Origin of the sequence: Caballeronia sp. LjRoot29 (assembly GCF_964252755.1) — a bacterium.
Classification (GTDB): domain Bacteria; phylum Pseudomonadota; class Gammaproteobacteria; order Burkholderiales; family Burkholderiaceae; genus Caballeronia.
Map to the genome: position 1 here is coordinate 1 of NZ_CAXUPU020000013.1, position 21,247 is coordinate 21,247.

15 protein-coding genes, 1 tRNA gene and 1 pseudogene are annotated in these 21,247 nt (G+C 59.7%); 10 read left to right on the forward strand and 7 right to left on the reverse strand.

Annotation, left to right across the window (positions count from 1 at the left end):
* Positions 1–364: pseudogene (locus ACSQ83_RS16105) on the reverse strand (hypothetical protein); the annotation flags it as partial.
* 450 nt (positions 365–814) lie between these two features.
* On the opposite strand from ACSQ83_RS16105, the gene ACSQ83_RS16110 reads away from it, so the two are divergent.
* The gene (locus ACSQ83_RS16110) at positions 815–1,372 is read left to right on the forward strand and encodes a GNAT family N-acetyltransferase (protein WP_436228854.1); all 558 of its coding nucleotides are present in this window, start codon (positions 815–817) and stop codon (positions 1,370–1,372) included.
* A gap of 15 nt (positions 1,373–1,387) precedes the next feature.
* Here ACSQ83_RS16110 and ACSQ83_RS16115 read toward each other — a convergent pair whose 3' ends face one another.
* The gene (locus ACSQ83_RS16115; protein ID WP_436228855.1) at positions 1,388–2,029 is read right to left on the reverse strand and encodes an SCO family protein; all 642 of its coding nucleotides are present in this window, start codon (positions 2,027–2,029) and stop codon (positions 1,388–1,390) included.
* Positions 2,030–2,398: 369 nt separating this feature from the next.
* Here ACSQ83_RS16115 and otsB point away from each other — a divergent pair, with 369 nt between their 5' ends.
* Both otsB and otsA read left to right on the forward strand, forming a co-directional pair.
* Complete coding sequence (gene otsB / locus ACSQ83_RS16120) at positions 2,399–3,169, forward strand: trehalose-phosphatase (protein ID WP_436228856.1); 771 nt, start codon at positions 2,399–2,401, stop codon at positions 3,167–3,169.
* Complete coding sequence (gene otsA, locus ACSQ83_RS16125) at positions 3,166–4,545, forward strand: alpha,alpha-trehalose-phosphate synthase (UDP-forming) (protein WP_436228857.1); 1,380 nt, start codon at positions 3,166–3,168, stop codon at positions 4,543–4,545. Before otsB ends, otsA begins: the two co-directional genes overlap by 4 nt.
* Positions 4,546–4,626: 81 nt before the next feature.
* On the opposite strand, the gene ACSQ83_RS16130 is transcribed toward otsA, so the two are convergent.
* Positions 4,627–6,465 carry an ABC transporter ATP-binding protein gene (locus ACSQ83_RS16130; RefSeq protein ID WP_414949044.1) on the reverse strand — a complete coding sequence of 613 codons (1,839 nt, stop codon included), beginning with the start codon at positions 6,463–6,465 and terminating at the stop codon, positions 4,627–4,629.
* 974 nt (positions 6,466–7,439) lie between these two features.
* On the opposite strand from ACSQ83_RS16130, the gene ACSQ83_RS16135 reads away from it, so the two are divergent.
* Together ACSQ83_RS16135 and ACSQ83_RS16140 are read left to right on the forward strand one after the other, a co-directional pair.
* Positions 7,440–8,504, forward strand: a complete 1,065-nt coding sequence (locus ACSQ83_RS16135) for a glycosyltransferase family 4 protein (protein ID WP_414949046.1) — start codon at positions 7,440–7,442, stop codon at positions 8,502–8,504.
* Between the two features lie 330 nt (positions 8,505–8,834).
* On the forward strand, positions 8,835–9,674 hold the full coding sequence (locus ACSQ83_RS16140; protein WP_436228858.1) for a hypothetical protein: 840 nt from the start codon (positions 8,835–8,837) through the stop codon (positions 9,672–9,674).
* A 397-nt stretch (positions 9,675–10,071) separates the two neighbouring features.
* Here ACSQ83_RS16140 and ACSQ83_RS16145 read toward each other — a convergent pair.
* From ACSQ83_RS16145 to ACSQ83_RS16160, 4 genes are all read right to left on the reverse strand, one after another.
* Positions 10,072–10,146: transfer RNA gene (locus ACSQ83_RS16145), tRNA-Val, on the reverse strand.
* Positions 10,147–10,225: 79 nt separating this feature from the next.
* Positions 10,226–10,963: a DNA polymerase III subunit epsilon gene (gene dnaQ / locus ACSQ83_RS16150; RefSeq protein WP_436228859.1), complete on the reverse strand. Its 738-nt coding sequence runs from the start codon at positions 10,961–10,963 to the stop codon at positions 10,226–10,228.
* Positions 10,964–10,974: 11 nt separating this feature from the next.
* A complete protein-coding gene (gene rnhA / locus ACSQ83_RS16155) occupies positions 10,975–11,433 on the reverse strand; it encodes a ribonuclease HI (RefSeq protein WP_089159174.1) in 459 nt (152 codons plus the stop codon).
* On the reverse strand, positions 11,433–12,278 hold the full coding sequence (locus ACSQ83_RS16160) for a class I SAM-dependent methyltransferase (protein WP_414953878.1): 846 nt from the start codon (positions 12,276–12,278) through the stop codon (positions 11,433–11,435). Before ACSQ83_RS16160 ends, rnhA begins: the two co-directional genes overlap by 1 nt.
* Positions 12,279–12,296: 18 nt before the next feature.
* Here ACSQ83_RS16160 and gloB point away from each other — a divergent pair, with 18 nt between their 5' ends.
* The 5 genes from gloB to carB all read left to right on the forward strand — a co-directional run bounded on the left by gloB (position 12,297) and on the right by carB (position 21,096).
* Complete coding sequence (gene gloB, locus ACSQ83_RS16165) at positions 12,297–13,100, forward strand: hydroxyacylglutathione hydrolase (RefSeq protein ID WP_436228860.1); 804 nt, start codon at positions 12,297–12,299, stop codon at positions 13,098–13,100.
* A gap of 157 nt (positions 13,101–13,257) precedes the next feature.
* Entirely contained in the window at positions 13,258–14,928 is a 1,671-nt protein-coding gene (locus ACSQ83_RS16170; protein WP_436228861.1) for a transglycosylase SLT domain-containing protein, read from the forward strand.
* Positions 14,929–15,035: 107 nt separating this feature from the next.
* Positions 15,036–16,271 carry an MFS transporter gene (locus ACSQ83_RS16175; protein WP_436228862.1) on the forward strand — a complete coding sequence of 412 codons (1,236 nt, stop codon included), beginning with the start codon at positions 15,036–15,038 and terminating at the stop codon, positions 16,269–16,271.
* A gap of 364 nt (positions 16,272–16,635) precedes the next feature.
* Positions 16,636–17,775 (forward strand): glutamine-hydrolyzing carbamoyl-phosphate synthase small subunit, encoded by a 1,140-nt coding sequence (gene carA, locus ACSQ83_RS16180; RefSeq protein ID WP_436228863.1) that lies wholly within the window; start codon positions 16,636–16,638, stop codon positions 17,773–17,775.
* A gap of 66 nt (positions 17,776–17,841) precedes the next feature.
* On the forward strand, positions 17,842–21,096 hold the full coding sequence (gene carB, locus ACSQ83_RS16185; protein WP_436228864.1) for a carbamoyl-phosphate synthase large subunit: 3,255 nt from the start codon (positions 17,842–17,844) through the stop codon (positions 21,094–21,096).
* Positions 21,097–21,247: the final 151 nt, after the last annotated feature.

The following is a 21,247-nucleotide window of genomic DNA, read 5'->3' on the forward strand; positions in this document are numbered from 1 at the left end:
CGTTAACTCCCATCACATTGTGGAGATCAAGCGCACCATAATCGATGTCATTGACCGATGGACCCGTCGCAATCAAATGGCAATCGCCTGTCTGAGAGGCGAGCAGGTCGTCCGGATTTTCCACCAGCAAATCGTGGCCTTCAATTGACATCTGTTTCAGAAAGCCGTGTGAATCTCGCTTAATCGACACACCGTGCCACAAGCGCTCGTTGTGTCGAAACGCACTTGAATGGGACCAACGATAAACAAGTTTGAAAAACGTGTTTGACAGACGTTGTGTCGGCTTGGGCCATGCATATTCATGCACTATCGACATCTCGCTTGCGGCGGATTGGGATGGCCGTATCTGGTCTACCGAAATCATAGAGCGCATCACTCCAGAAATGTGACGGGAAAAGAAGCGCCCGACGGGGTGACGAGTAGTCTAGTTAAACGTCCTCCGCTCTGCGTTACAGTCGATCCCACAACAGTTACACCTTGTTACGAGTTCGTTAAAGTTTTGTTTAAGTTGAATGGGGTGTGGTGGTCCTGATTTACTTGGCTGAAACGCTTTGACAGAGGATGGCGCAGCAAGAGTAGGATGCTTTAATAAAAACGTAATAATTATGTTGGTAAGGATTGATGGTTGTCGGACCATGCTATTAGTTATTGAAACCGCCGCATGCGCTTTCGCAAACCAGGACTTTCTTCCTGCGCCCGGCTTCGGCGCGCCGACGCGCCGCTTGCCTCACACGGCATAATCACGGATTCAGACCTGCCAGCATCTTCACTTTCACGATGCTCATCGCAGGAGAATTCCATCGAAAAAAATCCCATGACTGAGCCGCGCATCGAGCCACTTACCGACCCATTTCACGACTTTGAATGGTGCTGGAAGCCATTCGACGACCTGAGCGCACTCGACGTTTACACCATGCTGGCTGCGCGCAGCGAGGTGTTCGTGGTGGAGCAGCAGTGCGTGTACGGCGATGTCGACGGACAGGACGCCGATGCCTGGCATTTGCTTGTTTATGGGCGTTGGGCGGATGCACGGCCGGCCCTCGCCGGTTATTTGCGAGTCCTGCTTCCGAACTCGGCAGACGGCGCGAAAGGATCAGAAGGAACAGAAGGAACAGAAGGATCAGAAGGATCAGAAGAGTCCGATATCCGGATTGGCCGCGTGCTGACGATGGCCGGCTTTCGCGGTATCGGATTGGGCCAGGCGATGCTCGAACGCACGCTGGAATTCATACGCGAACAATGGCCCGGCCAGCCGATACGCCTGCATGCCCAAGCGCGGCTAGAACGCTTTTATGCGGGCTTTGGCTTCGAGCCAATCTCCGAGGTTCACATCGAAGACGATATTCCGCACATCTGGATGCGCCGCGTATAGAAGAACGGGAGAAACTCAGGAACTGGTCGAGTCGATCACGCGGCGTAGATCGTGCGTGATCGTATCGATAGAATCGCTCTCGGTGGCGAGGAGGCGCGCGTGGCCGTGGGTATCGAAGATATACACGGCTGAACTATGCGTGACGTCGTACGCGCCGGAAGGGTCGCGTTTTTCCATCTGGTACGCCACACGGTAGCGCTTGGCAATGCTCTCGATCGCCGCGTCCGTGCCGGTCAGGCCGACCGCGTGCTGAGCGTCGAACGCGCGCACGTAGTCATGTAGCGCGGCGGCGGTATCGCGGGCGGGATCGACAGTGATAAACACAATGCGCGCGTTTTTCGCGTCGGGTCCAAGTTGCTGCATGACTTGAATCAGCCGGGCCATGGTCTCCGGACACACGTCCGGGCAATGCGTGTAGCCGAAGTAGACCAGCGTGGTTTGGCCCAGGAACGACTGACCGGTGACGGGCTTGCCGGTATCGTCGATAAGCCTGAAGTCGAGGTCGGGCAGATGGCCGCTGACATCGGTCAGTTTCCAGGGCGTTGTATCCGGCCGCGAACACGCAGCAAGCCCCGCGCTCAGGATCAAGGCGGTGGTTAACGCGGTGAGTACGGCGGCGAACCGGCCCTTGGATTGAAAACTGAACCAGGAAGACATTTTGCAACTCGGACGAGGGTAGGGTGCATCAAGGCAGCAACGCGGACGAGTGACAAAGAAACCGTCCGCGAAGCCATCCGGGTGTCGACTCTATCTCAGAATAGAACCTTACGCCGGGCTCACGGCCGCGCCGTTACGTGGCCGAGTCGTTATGCCGCACGCCTCTAGCACGCCTCTAAAATAAGGGCGAAAGGGCGTCGAAGCAGGTTCGAAAGCTGCGTGAGGGGATAAGCGGACATAGCATCGGCTGTTGGCTTGCCGCATGAGCGTGCAACGACGAGTCCAGCGCCGCTTTCCCGGACGGGGTTACAAAGCGCGGTAACATGCGCACACTTTTCCGGTCTTTCTCCGGCTGAAAGGCAGATATAGATGCAAAAGCTCCCAGACAATTTTCCGCTTGCCACTACCGCTTTTTTCTTCGATTTCGACGGCACGCTCGTCGAACTTGCCCCCACGCCGGACGGCGTCACCGTGCAGCCGGCCGTGCCGGCCATCGTGAGTGCCTTGCGCCGCGCGACCAACGGCGCGGTAGCAATTGTGTCGGGACGCGGGATTGACAGCATCGACTCGTTTCTTTCGATGCCCGACCTCCCCGTGGCCGGTTTGCACGGCGCTGAGCGGCGCGACTCGAACGGCGATGTCCTGCGCGTCGGTTTCAACGACGAGCGCCTGCTGCGCATGGAACACGTGCTCGAAGGCACGGTGACGGCCAATCCCGGCATGCTGCTCGAAATCAAGGGCGCGGCGCTCGCGCTGCATTACCGCAACGCGCCGGAACGCGGCGCGGCGGCGCGCGAGGCGACCGAGAAACTCGTCGCCCAATACGCCGATGCCTACGTGCTGCAACCCGGCAAGATGGTCTACGAAATCAAGCCAAAGGACGTCGATAAAGGCCGTGCAGTGCGAGCCTTCCTCAATGAACCGCCGTTTGCGGGCCGCCGGCCCGTGTTTATCGGCGACGATCTGACGGACGAGAAAGGCTTCGCCGTGGTGAACGAGCGCAACGGCGTTTCGATCAAGGTCGGCGCCGGCGACACGCTCGCGCATTCACGCGTGGAATCGGTTGGCGCACTGCTCGAATGGCTGGAGCGTATAGCGGGAATTGAAGGTGTAGACGGTTCTCAAGGGACGCGTTCGTGAGCAGGCTGATCATTGTTTCGAACCGGGTCGCGCCAATCTCCGAAGGCGGCCCGGCGGCGGGCGGTCTCGCGGTTGGTGTGTACGACGCGCTCAAGGAAACCGGCGGCATGTGGTTCGGCTGGAGCGGCGATGTGGTCGCCGAGCCGCCCGAAGGCATCACGCTGGAGGAACGTGGACGCGTGACGTTTGCGACCATCGGCCTGGCGCAACGCGACTATGACCAGTACTACCGCGGCTTTTCGAACGCCACGTTGTGGCCGGCGTTTCACTATCGGCCGGACCTGATCCAGTTCGACCGCGATGAATTCGATGGTTATTGCCGCGTGAATCGCTGGCTCGCCAAACAACTGGCGCCGCTGCTGAAACCCGACGACGTCATCTGGGTCCACGACTATCACCTGATCCCGTTCGCCCAGGCGCTGCGCGATGAGGGCGTAACGAACCGCATCGGCTTTTTCCTGCACATTCCGTTTCCAGCCGCGCAGGTTCTGCTCAGCGTGCCGCGCCATCGCGTGCTGGTCGAGGCGCTGTGTTCCTTCGACCTGCTCGGCTTCCAGACAGCGCCCGATCTGCGCGCGTTTTGCGATTACATCGAAACGGAAGCGAATGGCTCGGTCGTACGTATTGCCGGCGAGCCGAATGCGGTGAGCGCGTTTGGCAAGAATTTGCGGGCGGCGGCTTATCCGATCGGCGTGTACCCCGATGAAATTGCCTCGCTCGCCAAAGACGGCGAAAGCGGGCGCGAAGTGCAGACCGTCAAGACGACGCTGCGGGACCGCAAGCTGATCATGAGCGTTGATCGGCTCGATTATTCGAAGGGGCTGGTCGAGCGTTTTCGCGCGTTCGAAAAGCTGCTGGAACATCAGCCAGCGCAGCGCAACAACGTCTCGTTCGTGCAGATCGCGCCGCCCACGCGCGCCGATATGGACACGTACAAGGAGATCCGGTTGCAGCTCGAAGGGGAATCGGGGCGCATCAACGGACGCTACGCGGAACTCGACTGGACGCCGATCCGCTATATCCATCGGCAATATGAGCGGCCTGTGCTTGCCGCGTTGTTTCGCGCGTCGCATGTGGGCTTCGTCACGCCGTTGCGCGATGGCATGAACCTGGTCGCGAAGGAATACGTGGCGGCGCAAGATCCCGACGATCCCGGCGTGCTCGTCCTGTCGCAATTCGCGGGCGCGGCGCAGGAATTGAATGGGTCGCTGATCGTGAATCCGCTCGATATCGACGGCATGGCGGACGCATTGGCCACGGCCCTCGCCATGCCGTTAAATGAGCGAAAGGCCCGTTACACGGATATGTTCGCGCAGCTTCGCGAGAACAACGTCTCGGTATGGCGCGACAACTTCATGCGGGATCTGCAGGCGTAGAAACGTGCAGGGGTAAAAAAGCCGCTTCTGTCTGACGAAACCGAAGCGGCTTTTTTTCGTTCGAGTCACGACAAAACCAACTCAGGTCGATTCAGCCTTCGCCGCCAATTGTTGCGAGGGCATGGTTGTCGGCGGCAACTTGCCGTGCTGCTTGGACAGCAGTTCCCGATACAGCCCCGGCCGATTGCGCAACTGATCCGGCGAGCCGTCGTCGATCACCTTGCCGGCGCTCATCACGATAATCCGGTCGAATCCTTGCAGCGTGGACAACCGGTGCGCAATCGCGATCACCGTACGGCCGACCATCAGCCGGTCGAGTGCTTGCTGAATGGCTTCTTCCGACGAGCTATCGAGCGCCGACGTGGCCTCGTCGAGTAGCAGGATAGGCGCGTTCTTCAGGATCGCGCGCGCAATGGCGATGCGCTGACGTTGTCCGCCCGATAACTTCACGCCACGATCGCCCACGATGGTGTCGAACCCTTCCGGCATTGCGTCGATGAAATCCGAGCAGCGCGCCTCACGTGCGGCGGCGAGCACTTCTTCACGCGACGCGTCTGGTCGGCCGTACGCAATGTTCTCGTACACGGTCCGATGAAACAGCGAAATGTCTTGTGGCACGAGCGCAATCGACAACCGCAGGCTGTCCTGCGTGATCAGCGAGATATCCTGCCCGTCGACCTTGATCGAGCCGCCCTGCGGTTCGTAGAAACGTTGCAACAGCGCGAGCACCGTCGATTTCCCGGCGCCTGACTTGCCGATCAGCCCGACACGCTGACCCGGCTCGATGTGCAGGTTGAATTTATCGAGGATTGGACGGCGGCGCGGATACGCGAACGTGACTTCCTCGAAGTCCACGCGGCCGCCTTGCGGCACGAGTTCCGTTGCGTCGGACCGGTCGGGCATGCCGTGCGGCTCAAGCAGCGTTTGCACGGCTTCCGCCAGACGCGCGACGTGCTGGGTGACATCCACAAGGGCAACGGCCAGATCACGTGTGCCGTGCAGAATCGTGAAACCGAGTGAACTGACCAGCACGATATCGCCTGACGTTGCTCGCCCCTTCGACCATAGCCACAACGCCCAGCCAAGCAGTCCAGCCGAAAGAATTGCGGTGACGACAGCGTGGAAAAGCCGCAGCTTCTCGAGGTACAGCAAGCTCTGCTGACGCGCGACCATTTCGGCTTTAACCGTCGAGCCGAAACGCTTTTGCTCGCGAAAGGTCATACCAAACGCCCGCACGAGAGCCATGTTGCCGATCACGTCGACCAGTTCGCCATCAACCGATGCCGCTTTCGTCGCAAACGTGTGATGCCGTGCCGAGCCGCGTCCGGCGAGCCGGTAAAGCACCAGCGCAAGAATGGCCGAGGCGAGCATCAGGCAGCCGGCCATCAGCGGATTCACGGCCACGATCATCACAATGGCGCCGATCACCGCGATGCACGGCGGCAACACGTTCCACGCCATGGTGTTTTCGGCGGTGTAAATCGCATTCGATGTCGCCGTGATCCGGCTCGCGAGCATGCCGGGCTGTTTCTCCGAGAAGTACGTCGGAGAATGGCCGCTGAGGTAGGAGAACAAGTCGCGCCGCAAGTCGCCCGTCACCACGACGAACGCGTGCGCGCCGACCCAGCCGCCGACTCGCCACAGCATGTTGTCGGCGGCAATCAGGCCGACCAGGATCATGAAGGCGGCCCAAAGCGGACCGGGATGGCCGCGCCCTTGGCCGAGTACATCGATCAGATGTTTGATCGCGTACTGCGAGGCGAGCGCGCAGCCGACGGCGGAAAGCACACTGACCAGCACGATGGTGTGTGCGACCGGGTGCCGGCGGATGTAACGGAACAGGAAGGCCAACGGGCGATTTGCATAGCTCGCGAGCTTCGCGTTGTGTACGTTACGCTGAGAGACAGTGAGTTGGTCCAATGGTCGTTTTCGTTCGAGTAGAGCGGTTGAGCGCGATGCTTCGCCGTGAGTCGCCAAGCGCTGCGCTTCTGGCCAGCGAGGCAATGATGTGCCAATGGCGTGCAGCACCGATTGCTGAATTGTAGCGAGTGTAGCGAGCCAAATCGTCTCGCATCATGCTTTCCGTGCCGCATATTCATCAGTCGACGCTGATTTTTAGCAAAAGTGCGTTGTCTGCGCACTGTCTAAATTGGGCAATCGATGCCTGCTGGTGAGGCGTTGTGCACATTTCACTGTCCGCCCGGTGCTGGTCGCGGTACGTCGACATGAACTAGCCTCAACTGGAAACTTCGCCCTTGGCAGGGTGAAAGCACGTCGCGGTCCCGCTACCTGCAGAGCGGCGCTTAATGGCAAATCCGGCAGCGGCAAATAAATGTCAGATAAGTTCTGGCAGGTTCTGGCGCACGCGGATTTGAAGAATTTCGCAGCGCCCTCACATTCCGAGCGTGGCTACGATCGATTTAGGCCATGAGTGCGTCCAAGTGGTCAGCGTAGAACAGCCTTGATAAACAAGGGCTTGCAAAGTGTATCGACGGTGTAACAACGTAAATAAGTTGAAATGTAAGGTTGGAAACCTTGTAAAAACCGGGATACTGCACCCCGGGTTTCCCCTTAGGTGTTTTGATAGGTAGTTGTAGGTTCCGGTCAACGACTCCGCAGGTTCTGCGTTTATGGCTGGGTGCGTTGCATTTACGAGATGGAATCGATCTTGCTCTGCCTGATCGCGCTCTGAATCAGACGCCCCGGTACCCAAAGAAGCAGCAACGCAGTAGCAACACCCAAGCAACAGCGAAGCATCGCGATTTTTTCTCGTGCTATCGGCCATTCCGCTGGAGACACCAGCACCGTGCCGAGTCCGGGTAGGGCGATTCGCTTGATTAACGACCGATGCCAAGCGCATCAATTTTTGCCTGACATTATTAGGAGTTTCCGACATGCGAATCGCTCAAATCGCGCCTCTTCACGAAGCCGTCCCCCCGAAGTTCTACGGCGGCACGGAGCGCGTGGTGTCCTATCTGACAGAAGCGCTGGTTGAGGCCGGCCATGACGTCACATTGTTCGCGAGCGGTGATTCGCAAACGTCGGCGAAGCTCGAAGCCTTCTGGCCCCAGGCGCTGCGCCTCGACCCGACCATCCGTGACACGATGGCGCCCCACATGCTGTTGCTGGAAGAAGTCCGCCGCCGCGCTGACGAATTCGATGTGCTGCACTTTCACATCGACTATTACCCGTTTTCGCTGTTCTCGCGTCAGCCGGTGCCATTTCTGACGACGATGCACGGCCGCCTCGACTTGCCGGAATTGCAGCCGATCTTCAGCACGTTTAACGACGCGCCGGTTGTTTCGATCTCCGACAACCAGCGTCAGCCGCTGCCGCAAGCCAACTGGCTCTCGACCGTTTATCACGGCCTGCCGGAAAACCTGCTCACGCCGATCCCGAATGTTGAACCGGGTTACCTCGCGTTCCTCGGGCGTATTTCGCCGGAAAAGCGTGTCGACCGGGCAATCCGCATTGCTGGCGCGGCGGGCATGAAGATCAAGATCGCGGCAAAAATCGATAACGCCGATCGTGCGTATTACGAAGAGCAGATCAAGCCGTTGTTCGCGCTGCCGCATGTGGAATACATCGGCGAGATCAACGAGCAGCAAAAGACCGAATTCCTCGGCAACGCACACGCGCTGTTGTTCCCGATCGACTGGCCGGAGCCGTTTGGCCTGGTGATGATCGAAGCCATGGCGTGCGGCACGCCTGTGATCGCGTTCAACCGCGGTTCGGTGCCGGAAGTGATCGAAAACGGCGTGTCGGGTTTTGTCGTGGAAGACGAGCTGAGCGCGATCGCCGCCGTGAAGCGCCTCGACATGCTGCCGCGCGCCAAGGTGCGTCAGGCATTCGAAACGCGTTTTTCGTCGAAGGTCATGGCGGCGCGTTACGTCCAGACGTATGAAGAGCTGCTGCGTGCCAAGCGCCGTACCGTTCTGCGCGAAGTCAACGCGGGCTGATTTTTAGGTTCTAGAGATCTTGCGGATCCCGCCTGATCGCTAGGTTGCCGATTCAGCGGAAACAACGCCCCGTGCGCCTCTGGCGCGCGGGGCGTTGTTGTTTTGACACACTGCGGCGGCAAGCTTCAGGCGTTATCGTCGGGTTGAGCCTGCCAGGCCGATGCCGTTTTCGACATTCTCCCTATAATGTGCGGGCTCGTGAAATGCAGTGCAGCATGTGCGCGAACGTGTGGGCAGGCGTGGAAGTCTCTCGAAAATCGCATCGTGCGACGGGAGGAACTTACCGCGCTTGCCGGACTATTAAGGACAGTTGTGAACAGGAGCGAAGTTTTGGCGAGAACGAAGCAGAGTAGCGCGAGCCCGGCACCCGGTGCTGGCACCGTGTTCGCGCTGCGCGCGATCGGACTCGTGCTGGCCGCGCGCTGGTTGCTGTCGATGTCGCAGATGGGCTACCTCTCTTCAATGCGCGCGATGACTTCATCGCCGTGGGCCTGCGTCACGATCGTCCTCTTGTTTCTGCTGCTGTTCCTTCCGGGCGCCCGGGCGCGCGCGGAAAGGCCGCTGCATCCGCTGCCGCAATGGTTGCGGCAAGCGCTGCGGCTGCTCGCGCTACTGAGTTTCGTGTTCGCGGTGTGGTCGGTCGGGTTCTTCACATGGACCGCCGGCTGGAAAAATGCCGTGCACGCACTCGGCGAAACCAATGGCTGGCTGCTTGTCGCGCCCGCGCTTTATGCCGTGGTGCTGTGGATTTGCCGTCCGCGCGCGCTGTGGCGAACGAATATCGCGGCACGGCGGTTTGCTATCGGGCGTTACGCTATTTCCATCGATACCACCACGCGGACCGCTGTCGTCTGGGCCGAAAGCCGCAAGCTTGGTCAGTACGATGCGCGAGAGTTATCGGTGAAATGGCCTGACGGGATGGCCTCCGATTTGGGTTCCGCGGGCTCGGAAAGTACCGCTACCTTTGCGTCCGCCGACGTTGTGCCGAAAAAGCGTGGTTTGTGCGGCCGGGACGCGCGTCCCAAGATGGAATTGCTGTGGGATTCGCCCGCCGCCGCCGGACATAATCGTAAGACTGTCTTTCGCACTGCGCTGACAAGCGAAGGCGACCGGGACACGGCGCGCGCGCTCGACATGTCGTTGCGGCATAGTGCGAGCGTTGGGGCTTGAACCCCAGGTGTAGGCACTGACAACGAACGAAGCCCTCACGTATTCATTGAGGGCTTTTTTATTCGTCTCTATCCCCTCATTTGTTAATTCGTATTCCTGATTATTTTCGGCCTCCACGCGCTAATGTGTATTTGCCCTTCGTTGACGTGGTCGGCACCCTCCGTCTATTCTAAATTTATTTGAGAGGCACTGTCTCTTATGGAGAAACACCAACAAAAGAGAGACGGAAGAAGGTTCTGGGGTGCAAGTATCGGAACAGACGTGACCTTTGGGTCGTTTCGGAAAACGGTGGCGGAATTAGGCCAGTGCTATCCGTCTTGCAGGCACAAAAGAAAAAGGCCCTATGGCTTTCGCCGTAGGGCCTTGATTCTTCTGGGCTTTCACGTACCAAAAATTCTGGTGGGTGGTACAGGGATTGAACCTGTGACCCCTGCCGTGTGAAGGCAGTGCTCTACCGCTGAGCTAACCACCCGAAGAGCTTTGGATTATGTCAGAGCTTCTCGATTTCGTAAAGAGAATCTTGAGCATTTCAATAATCGCATAGGCTCCAATCAAGGAGCTGCTGCAACCTCAACCTCGATCACCGTCTCGATCCGCCACACGCTTGTGCCCTTGACGGCCCTATCGAGATCGTCGAGAACCGCGAGATGCGCGCTCAATTCTTCCTCCGATGCCACCAGCACCGGCAATTGCAAATCATCGAGCGCAATACGCGGCGCGAAACCTTCGCCCGTCGACTGCGCTTCGCCGAGCATGTCGATTACCAGGCTTTCCTGGCCACGCGTCATCGCCAGATAAACTTCCGCCAGCAATTCCGAGTCGAGCAGGGCGCCATGCAGCGTCCGATGCGCGTTGCTGATCCCAAACCGGTCGCACAGCGCATCGAGCGAATTGCGCTTACCGGGGAACATCTGCTTCGCTTGCACCAGCGTATCGATCACGCCACCGCACACTTCCTTCACGCCCGGCATGCCGACCAAACCAAATTCCACGTCCATGAAACCGACGTCGAACGGTGCGTTGTGAATGATCAACTCAGCGCCCGCCACGAAGTCGCGCAGTTCGGTGGCAATATCGGCGAACTTGGGTTTATCGCTGAGAAATTCGGTGGTCAGGCCGTGCACCGCGAGCGCGCCCGGATCGCTGTCTCGCCCGGGATTCACATAAAAGTGCAGGTTATTGCCGGTGAGCCGTCGATTCACAAGCTCGACGCAGCCGATTTCGATAATACGGTCGCCCGTGCGGGCGTTGAGGCCGGTGGTTTCGGTATCGAGTACGAGTTGGCGCATAGAAATAAAAATTAACCTTCGGCGAGTGAAGTGACGCCGCGATTCGCGAGCGCGTCGGCGCGTTCATTTTCCGGGTGGCCCGAATGGCCTTTCACCCAACGCCATTCAATCTGATGCTGGACGACTAACGCATCAAGCCGCTTCCAGAGATCCGCGTTCTTGACCGGCGTTTTCGCCGCCGTCATCCAGTTCTTCTTTTTCCAGCCGTGAATCCACTCGCTGATGCCCTTCTGGACATATTGCGAATCGGTGTGGATGACCACGCGACACGGCCGCTTGAGCGCCTCAAGCGCCGAAATCACGCCCATGAGCTCCATGCGATTGTTGGTCGTCGGCGTTTCGCCGCCGAACAATTCCTTTTCCTGATCGCCGAAACGAAGGAGGGCGCCCCAGCCGCCGGGGCCGGGATTGCCTTTGCAGGCGCCGTCGGTATAAATGTCGATTACTTTGTCTGTGGTGTCTAAGGTCATCAATGCTCGTTGCGTGTATGCGGCGTGGCGACCGGGGCGAGGCCCGGTGCGAGGGCAGGTTTTTTCAGCTTGCGCGGCCCGATCAGGCGCATGCCGCGCACGCGCTTGATGGCCGTGATCATGTAGGCAGCGCCGAAGATCGGCCACCAGCGGTCGCCGGCGGCTTCCATGAACTGATAGCGCGCCAGCCATTGTTCGGTCAGGAGAGGCGGACGATAGCAGCCGAAGCGCCCGCGTTCAAGGTCGAATCCGAGCAGCTTGATCCAGTCCTTGATCCGCGTGAACGCGATCATTTCGTGCGCGGACGGGACAAACGGCTTGCCGGCAACCTTGCCGAGCGATTGCCGCGCACCCCACAGGCTCAGGGAATTAAACCCCAGGATGATCAACTGTCCTTCAGGCACCAGCACGCGTTCGGCTTCTCTCAACAACCGATGCGGATCGCTCGTGAATTCGAGCGTATGCGGCATCACCAGCAAATCAACGCTTTGCGCCTCGAACGGTAAATCGAGCAGATCGCACCACACGGCGCTGCGTCCTTCCGGCGCGTGCAGGCCGCGGCTTGCCGACGGGAGCGACGTCACGCCCGGCCGCGCGTCGGCTGAAACCGGCGGGGGCAGCGTGAAAGGCGCGCTGGCGGCGCTGGCCGTATCGAGCACGAGGCCTCGATACGGCATGCGATTCTCGCGCAAGGCGTCAAGCCCGGGCAGGCCGAGCTGCAGCGCGTGATAGCCAAAGATGTCCGACACTACGCGGTCGAGCTGCGCCTGCTCCCAATCGAGCACATAGCGGCCGGGCGCGGAAAGTGTCCAGGCGGGCCAGTCTATAATTGTTCGCTCTGACATGTTCGGGTGAGTCGCCTTATGAAAACGCTTGAGTACGTGCCGGTTCCGGCGTTCGAAGACAACTACATCTGGCTGGTGTCGGACGGTCACAATGCCGTCGTGGTCGATCCTGGCGACGCCGCGCCCGTGGAAGCCTATTTGACGAAACGCGGGTGGCGGCTGACCGCTATTTTACTCACGCACCACCATCACGACCACGTCGGCGGCGTCGCAAAACTGCTCGTTAGCCAATCAGCCGATGGCGAAATCCCGGTGATCGGCCCGGCTGGCGAGGCTATCGAGCATCTGACGCGGCGTGTGAAGCAGGGCGATCACGTCAGTATCGCGAGTCCGGCGCTGGAATGCTCGGTTATCGACGTACCCGGGCATACCGCCGGACATATAGCGTACTTCCAGCCGGCTGATCCGCAAGGCATGCCGCATCTTTTTTGCGGCGACACCCTGTTCGCCAGCGGCTGCGGCCGTCTGTTCGAAGGCACGCCGCAACAAATGCTGACTTCCCTCGACGCGCTCGCCGCGCTCCCCGACGCCACGCTGGTTCACTGCGCCCACGAATATACGCTGTCGAATATCCGTTTCGCCCGCGCGGCCGAGCCCGATAACGCGGCGCTGGCGCAATGGCAGAAGGAAGCGGAGAGCCTGCGCGCGCGCAACCAGCCGACCATTCCGACCACGCTCTTGCACGAACGAAACGCGAATCCGTTCCTGCGCGCCGGCGAAAAAAGCGTACAGGCCACGCTCGCTGCGCAGTTCGAGCGTCCGGTGCGCGACCGGCTCGACGCTTTCACGCTGCTGCGCGGCTGGAAGGATAAATTTCGCTAACCCGTTGCGGCCTGCGGTTATCTTCATCTGAAACGTTGAAAACCCTTGCAGGCCCCGGATTTTGCTGAGTTTTTTGCATTTATATTGACGTGGTGAGTGCGGTTCCGTACTATCGGGTCCAAATTTCCAAGCACATTTTTTGGAATCCGAGACGTTCATGCGATTGATTTTAAGCGCGCTCCTCGTCCTGACATTGGCTGCATGTGCCAGCCAGGGACCGACAGCGACCAACTCCCTTTCTTCACTCCCTTCCGCTCAGAATCAGCAAGCCGTAGCAGACACCATCCGCAAGACTGCCGCCGCCAAGGAAACGATCAACGTCGACAAGACCTCGCTCGATTCACTTAGCGGACCCGACGGCGATTTGTGGGGCCGTATCCGCCGTGGTTTCCAGATTCCCGATCTGCAAAGCGACCTCGTCGATATGCAGGTCAACTGGTACGCCCAGCGCCCGGATTACGTCGAACGCATGACGGGCCGCTCGCAAAAATACCTGTATCACATCGTCGAAGAGCTCGAACAGCGGCACATGCCGACCGAACTCGCGTTGCTGCCGTTTATCGAATCGGCCTATAACCCGCAGGCGCTGTCGGTCGCGAAGGCCGCGGGCATGTGGCAGTTCGTGCCGGGCACGGGCCGCGACTACAACCTGAAACAGAACATGTTCCAGGATGAGCGGCGCGACGTGCTGGCGTCGACCAGCGCGGCGCTCGACTATCTTTCGCGTCTCCACGATATGTTCGGCGACTGGGATCTGGCGCTCGCCGCGTACAACTGGGGCGAAGGCAACGTGCAGAAGGCGATCGCGAAGAACGAGGCGATGGGCCTGCCGACCGATTACCAAAGCCTGCGGATGCCGAACGAGACGCGCAACTACGTCCCGAAGCTGCAGGCGGTGAAGAACATCGTCGCCAATCCGCAAATGTATGGGCTCACGCTTCCAGACATTCCTAATCACCCGTATTTCGTGACGGTCACCACGTCGCGCGACATGGACGTGACCATGGCCGCGAAGCTCGCGGGCATGACGGTGGAGGAGTTCCGCTCGCTGAATCCATCATTTGCGAAGCCGGTCATTCTCGGCGCAACGAGCCCGCAGATCCTGCTTCCCTTTGACAATGCCAGCGCGTTCCAGAAGAACCTGAAGTCATATTCCGGCCAGTTGTCGTCGTGGACCACGTATACGGTGAGCGAACGGGCAACCCCCGCAGTCATCGCGCAGAAAATTGGTGTCGACGCGGATACGCTCATGTCGGTGAACCGCATTCCCGCCGGCATGCGGCTGAAAGCGGGCTCGACCATCGTGGTGCCGCGCAGCGATGACGACGATGAGGACATCAGCGCTGACGTCGCCGAAAGTGCGATGCTGGCCGTCGAACCCGACGTTCCCGATACCCGCAAGATGCTGATCCGCGTGCGCCGTGCGCAATCCATGTCGACCTTCGCCGATCGCTACAACGTGTCGATATCGCAGGTTAAAAGCTGGAACCGTACTCATCGTGACTCCGTCATGCCTGGTCAGTTGATTGTGCTGCATGTGCCGGTCGGGCGTGCTGTCCCGGCCGAACCTGGTCCGGTGCGCGTGGAAACGGTCGCCGTGTCGAGCCGGAACAGAGGCGGTGTGACGAAGATCGGCACGCACGTGCCGGAATCGAAGAGCGTGTCGAAGAGCGCGGCGCGCGGCGGTAAAGCGAGCGCCCCCGCGGCCAAGGTGAAGGCGACGCGGGTAAGCGAGAAATTCGACGCACCGTCCAAGGCAGTCAAGCCTGTTGCAGTAGCCAGGACCCCGAAATCAACCAAGTCGACTGATAAAAAGAAGAAGCAATAACCTGTCTACGCGGTCAAGAATCCACGCCGTCACCAAGGTGACGGCGTTTTCATTTAAGCGCGCGCGTTAAACTGCCGCTTCATACAAAAGAGGCCCTTGCGCCGCACATGACGTCCTCCGTTCGTCTTCGCGTGTTCTTCCTGTTTTCCGCCGGATATTTCGTCTCGTACGTATTCCGCGGAGTCAATCTCGGCTTTGCGCCCTATATCACGCACGACCTGGGTTTGTCGGGCGCGGATCTTGGTTTGCTCACGTCGCTGTATTTCCTTGGTTTCGCGGCGGCGCAAATTCCCGTGGGCATGTTGCTCGATCGCTTCGGCCCCCGCCGGGTGACCGCAGGCATGCTGTTGTTCGCGGCGCTTGGGATCGGCGTATTCGGGGCGGCGCACGGCATTGGCGCGATGATGCTGGGGCGGCTGCTGATTGGCGTGGGCGTGTCCGTCTGCATGAGCGCGGCGTTCAAGGCGCTTGCGCAAATCCTGCCCGTCGCACAATTGCCGATGGTCAACGGCCTCGTAATGGCCGTGGGTGGTCTGGGCGGCGTGGTCGTCGGCTCGCCGCTCGCCATCCTGCTCGGCGTGACCGACTGGCGCAACATCTGTTTCGGACTGGTGGCCATGACCCTCGCGGTCGCGGCGGCCATTTTCCTTTTTGCCCCGGAACATCGCGATGGCGTGCATCGAAAAGCCGACATGCTCACGCAGTTCAAGGGCACGTGGCACATCCTCGGCAGCGGCGCGTTCTGGAAGATCGCGTCGTTTTCGGTCGTGACGCAAGGCGTTTTCTACGCGATGCAATCGCTATGGATCAGGCCCTATCTGCTCGATGTCATGGGCCTGAGCGCTCAATACGCCGCGGTGCTGGTATCGGTGCTCGGTATCGCGATGATGATCGGCTGCGTCGGTTTTGGCGTAGCGGCGCGCGGCCTGCAGAAACGCGGAGTGACGGTGTACGCGTTCTGCGGCTTCGGCATGGGGCTGTTTGTGCTCGTTCAAGTGCTGATGCTCGTGCGCGCGCCGATTGCCCCGGCGTTACTGATCGCGAGTTACGGTGTGTTTGGCGGAACGGGCATCCTGAGCTACGCGGTGATGGCCGAATATTTCCCGACGCACATGATCGGCCGCGCGCACAGCACGCTCACGCTTGTCCTGTTCATCCTGATCTTCGGATTGCAGGTGGGCATAGGCGCGATGCTGTCGCGATGGCCAACCCAGGGCGGCCATTATCCCGTTACGGCGCACCTAAGTGTCTGGGGTGCGCTGATCGCGATGCAAATTGCTAGCGCCATCTGGTATGTCCTGCCGAGCAGCGTTCTCGAAAAGCGCGGCGGCGTGGCGTCATGATGGCCGCAAGCCCGCCGGATAAGGCTTGCCACGATTAACCTGGAACGCGTCTTGCGTGTTGCGCGTCTCAAATTTGGAGGGAAGGGCGTTTTACGGCTATAATTCGAAGGTTTGAGCAAATCAACCTACACCCTAGCGCCTACCTCCCACTCACCGTTCATCCGCCGCGCCTTGCACCACGCGCGCATCCCGCCAAACGCCTGATTCGCGCGTCCAGTCATTGGAGCCCGAACAGCGAAACCGGCGAGGCTTGTGCCCGATGCAATCGAACGCGATGCGGGTCTGCGCGCGCCACTTCTCGGCCGCGCGCGACCCCACGGTCGGATGACAGGTCGGCAAACAGGGTGTTCCAAAGGAGCCTCCCGTGTTGCCGTCATTCTCTCCCGCAATCCTCGCACTCGCCGACGGCACGGTCTTTCGTGGTCACTCGATCGGCGCGTCCGGTCACACGATCGGCGAAGTGGTGTTCAACACCGCTATCACCGGTTATCAGGAAATCCTGACGGACCCAAGCTACGCCCAGCAAATCGTCACCCTGACGTATCCGCACATCGGCAATGCCGGGGTGAACGCTGAAGACGTCGAATCCACCAAAGTCCATGCCGCCGGCCTGATCATTCGAGATCTGCCGGTGCTCGCCTCGAATTTTCGCTCCGAACAATCTCTCGCCGACTATCTGAAAGCGGAAAACGTCGTCGCCATTTCGAACATCGATACCCGCAAGCTCACGCGAATCCTGCGCGACAAGGGTGCGCAAAACGGCTGCATTCTCGCCGGCGACGACGAAGTCAAGGCTTTGGAACTCGCGCGCTCGTTCCCGGGTTTGTCGGGGATGGATCTCGCCAAAGTCGTGTCGACGAAAGAAAAGTACGAATGGACGCAGTCCGAATGGCGTCTGGAAAGTGGCTACGGCGAGCAAAAGGCGCCGCAGTACCGCGTGGTCGCGTTCGACTACGGCGTGAAGTACAACATCCTGCGCATGCTGGCCGAGCGCGGTTGCCACGTCACCGTGCTGCCGGCTCAGTCCACCGCTGAAGACGCTCTTGCGCTGAACCCCGACGGCATCTTCCTCTCGAACGGCCCCGGCGACCCGGAACCGTGCGATTACGCGATTGAAGCCACGCGCGAATTCATCAAACGCGGCATTCCGACGTTCGGCATTTGCCTCGGGCACCAGATCATGGGCCTGGCTGTCGGCGCGAAGACATTGAAGATGAAGACCGGCCATCACGGCGCGAATCATCCGGTCAAGGATCTGGAAAACGGCCGCGTGGTGATCACGTCGCAGAATCACGGTTTCGCCGTCGATGCGACCACGCTGCCCGCCAACGCAAAGGTCACGCATACCTCGTTGTTCGACGGCACGCTGCAGGGCTTCGCGCTCACCGACAAACCCGCGTTCTGTTTCCAGGGCCATCCGGAAGCATCGCCGGGACCGAACGATATTGCGTACTTGTTCGATCGGTTCGTCGGCCTGATGGAAGCGCAAAAAGAAGCGGCTTGAATATAGGCGCGCAGACACGCCAGACACGCAAAGACAGAACACGCAACACAATCATTGAGAGCAGTTATGCCGAAGCGGACAGACATCAAGAGCATCCTCATCATCGGCGCGGGACCGATCATCATCGGTCAGGCGTGCGAGTTCGACTATTCGGGCGCGCAGGCTTGCAAGGCGCTGCGCGAGGAAGGCTACAAGGTCATTCTCGTCAACAGCAATCCCGCGACGATCATGACCGACCCGAACACGGCCGACATCACGTATATCGAGCCGATCACGTGGGAAGTCGTCGAGCGCATCATCGACAAGGAACGCCCGGACGCCATCCTCCCGACCATGGGCGGACAAACCGCGCTGAACTGCGCGCTCGATTTGTTCCACCACGGCGTGCTGGAAAAGTACAAGGTCGAGTTGATCGGCGCGTCGCCGGAAGCTATCGATAAAGCCGAAGACCGCCAGAAGTTCAAGGAAGCGATGACGAAGATTGGCCTCGGTTCGGCCAAGTCGGGCATCGCGCATTCCATGGAAGAAGCGTTGCAGGTGCAGGCGGAAATTGCCGCGCTGACGGGCAGCGGCGGTTATCCGACGGTGATTCGTCCGTCGTTCACGCTGGGTGGATCGGGCGGCGGGATTGCGTATAACAAGGAGGAATTCGAAGAGATTTGCAAGCGCGGGCTGGATTTATCGCCGACGCGTGAATTGCTGATCGAAGAGTCGCTGCTGGGCTGGAAAGAGTTCGAGATGGAAGTGGTCCGCGATACAAAGGACAACTGCATCATCGTGTGCTCGATCGAAAACCTGGACCCGATGGGCGTGCATACCGGCGACTCCATCACCGTCGCGCCGGCTCAAACGCTGACCGACAAGGAATATCAGATCCTGCGTAACGCATCGCTTGCGGTGCTGCGCGAGATTGGCGTGGACACGGGCGGTTCCAACGTACAGTTCGCGATCAACCCGAAAGACGGCCGCATGGTGGTCATCGAGATGAATCCGCGCGTGTCGCGTTCGTCGGCGCTGGCATCGAAGGCGACGGGTTTCCCGATCGCCAAGGTCGCAGCGAAACTGGCCGTGGGCTATACGCTCGATGAACTCAAGAACGAGATCACCGGTGGTCAGACGCCGGCATCGTTTGAGCCGACCATCGACTATGTGGTTACCAAGATTCCGCGTTTCGCGTTCGAGAAATTCCGCGAAGCCGATGCACGCCTGACAACGCAAATGAAGTCGGTCGGCGAAGTGATGGCCATTGGCCGCACGTTCCAGGAATCGTTCCAGAAGGCGTTGCGCGGACTGGAAGTGGGAGTGGACGGTCTCGATGAAAAGACCACCAGCCGCGACGAAGTGATTCGCGAAATCGGTGAGCCGGGTCCGGACCGGATCTGGTTCCTGGGCGACGCATTCCGTCTTGGCCTGACCGCTCAGGAAATCTTTGAAGAGACATCGATCGATCCGTGGTTCCTCGCGCAAATCGAGCAGATCATCCAGAAGGAAAAGGCGCTCAGCGGCCGCACGGTCGATAGCCTGACCAAGGATGAAATGCTGTATCTGAAGCAGAGCGGTTTTTCGGATCGACGCCTCGCCAAATTGCTTGGGTCGGATCAAACGGCTGTGCGCAAGCATCGTCACGGGTTGAAGGTGCGTCCTGTCTACAAGCGCGTGGACACGTGCGCCGCCGAGTTTGCAACGAAAACCGCCTACATGTACTCGACCTACGAGGAAGAGTGCGAAGCGAATCCGACCGATAAAAAGAAGATCATGGTGTTGGGCGGCGGCCCGAACCGGATCGGGCAGGGCATCGAGTTCGACTATTGCTGCGTGCATGCAGCCTTGGCGATGCGCGAAGACGGCTATGAAACCATCATGGTCAACTGCAATCCCGAGACCGTGTCCACCGACTACGACACGTCCGATCGTCTGTACTTCGAGTCGCTGACGCTGGAAGACGTGCTTGAAATCGTCGATCTGGAAAAGCCGGTTGGCGTAATCGTGCAGTACGGCGGACAGACGCCGTTGAAGCTTGCGCTGGACCTCGAGGCGAACGGCGTACCTATCGTTGGAACGTCGCCGGACATGATCGACGCCGCCGAAGACCGCGAGCGTTTCCAGAAGCTGCTGCAGGACCTGAACCTGCGTCAACCGCCGAATCGCACGGCACGCGCCGAAGACGAAGCGCTGCGCCTCGCCGAAGAAATCGGCTATCCGCTGGTCGTGCGTCCGTCGTACGTGCTCGGTGGCCGCGCAATGGAAATCGTCCACGAGCCGCGTGATCTCGAACGCTACATGCGCGAAGCCGTGAAGGTTTCGCATGATTCGCCCGTGTTGCTCGACCGCTTCCTGAACGACGCCATCGAATGCGATGTCGACTGTATTTCCGATGGCGAAGCGGTGTTTATCGGCGGCGTGATGGAGCACATCGAACAGGCGGGCGTGCATTCCGGCGACTCGGCATGTTCGCTGCCGCCGTATTCGCTGTCGCAGGAAACCATCGACGAACTCAAGCGCCAGACCGGCGCCATGGCTCGCGCGCTGAACGTGATCGGCCTGATGAACGTGCAGTTTGCGATCCAGCAAGCGGTACAGGAAGACGGGTCGAAGAAGGACGTGATCTACGTGCTCGAAGTGAATCCGCGCGCTTCGCGGACGGTGCCGTATGTATCGAAGGCGACGGGTTTGCCTTTGGCCAAGATCGCCGCCCGCGCGATGGTCGGTCAAAAACTCGCCGATCAAGGCATAACGAAGGAAGTGATCCCGCCGTATTTCAGCGTCAAGGAAGCGGTGTTCCCGTTCGTGAAGTTCCCGGCTGTCGATCCGGTGCTCGGACCTGAAATGCGCTCGACGGGCGAAGTAATGGGCGTGGGCCGCACGTTCGGCGAAGCGCTGTTCAAGTCGCAACTCGCGGCCGGTTCGCGCTTGCCGGAAAGCGGCACGGTCCTGCTGACGGTCATGGATGCCGACAAGCAAAAGGCCGTGGAAGTCGCGACCATGCTGCACGAGCTGGGCTACCCGATCGTGGCGACCAAGGGCACGGCGTCGGCTATCCAGGCCGCGGGCGTGCCGGTTAAGGTGGTCAACAAGGTGAAGGACGGCCGGCCGCACATCGTGGACATGATCAAGAACGGCGAGATTGCGCTGGTCTTCACCACCGTCGATGAAACCCGCGCCGCGATTGCCGATTCCCGCTCGATCCGCATGAGCGCACAGGCCAACAAGGTCACGTACTACACGACCATGTCGGGCGCGCGCGCGGCGGTCGAAGGACTGCGATATCTGAAGGACCTGGAAGTCTATGATTTACAAGGACTCCATGCTCGCCTAAACTAAGGTTTCTGATTCGAGTCTCTGCAGTATCAGCAGTCTCCAAATGAAGTCTAAGTTTCAAGGGCCGCGGTTAAGCGGCGTCTTCCTTTTTTACCGGGAGATGCACTTAACCGCGGTAATTTTTTTACGTCTGCATCTTTGCGTAATGAGTTGT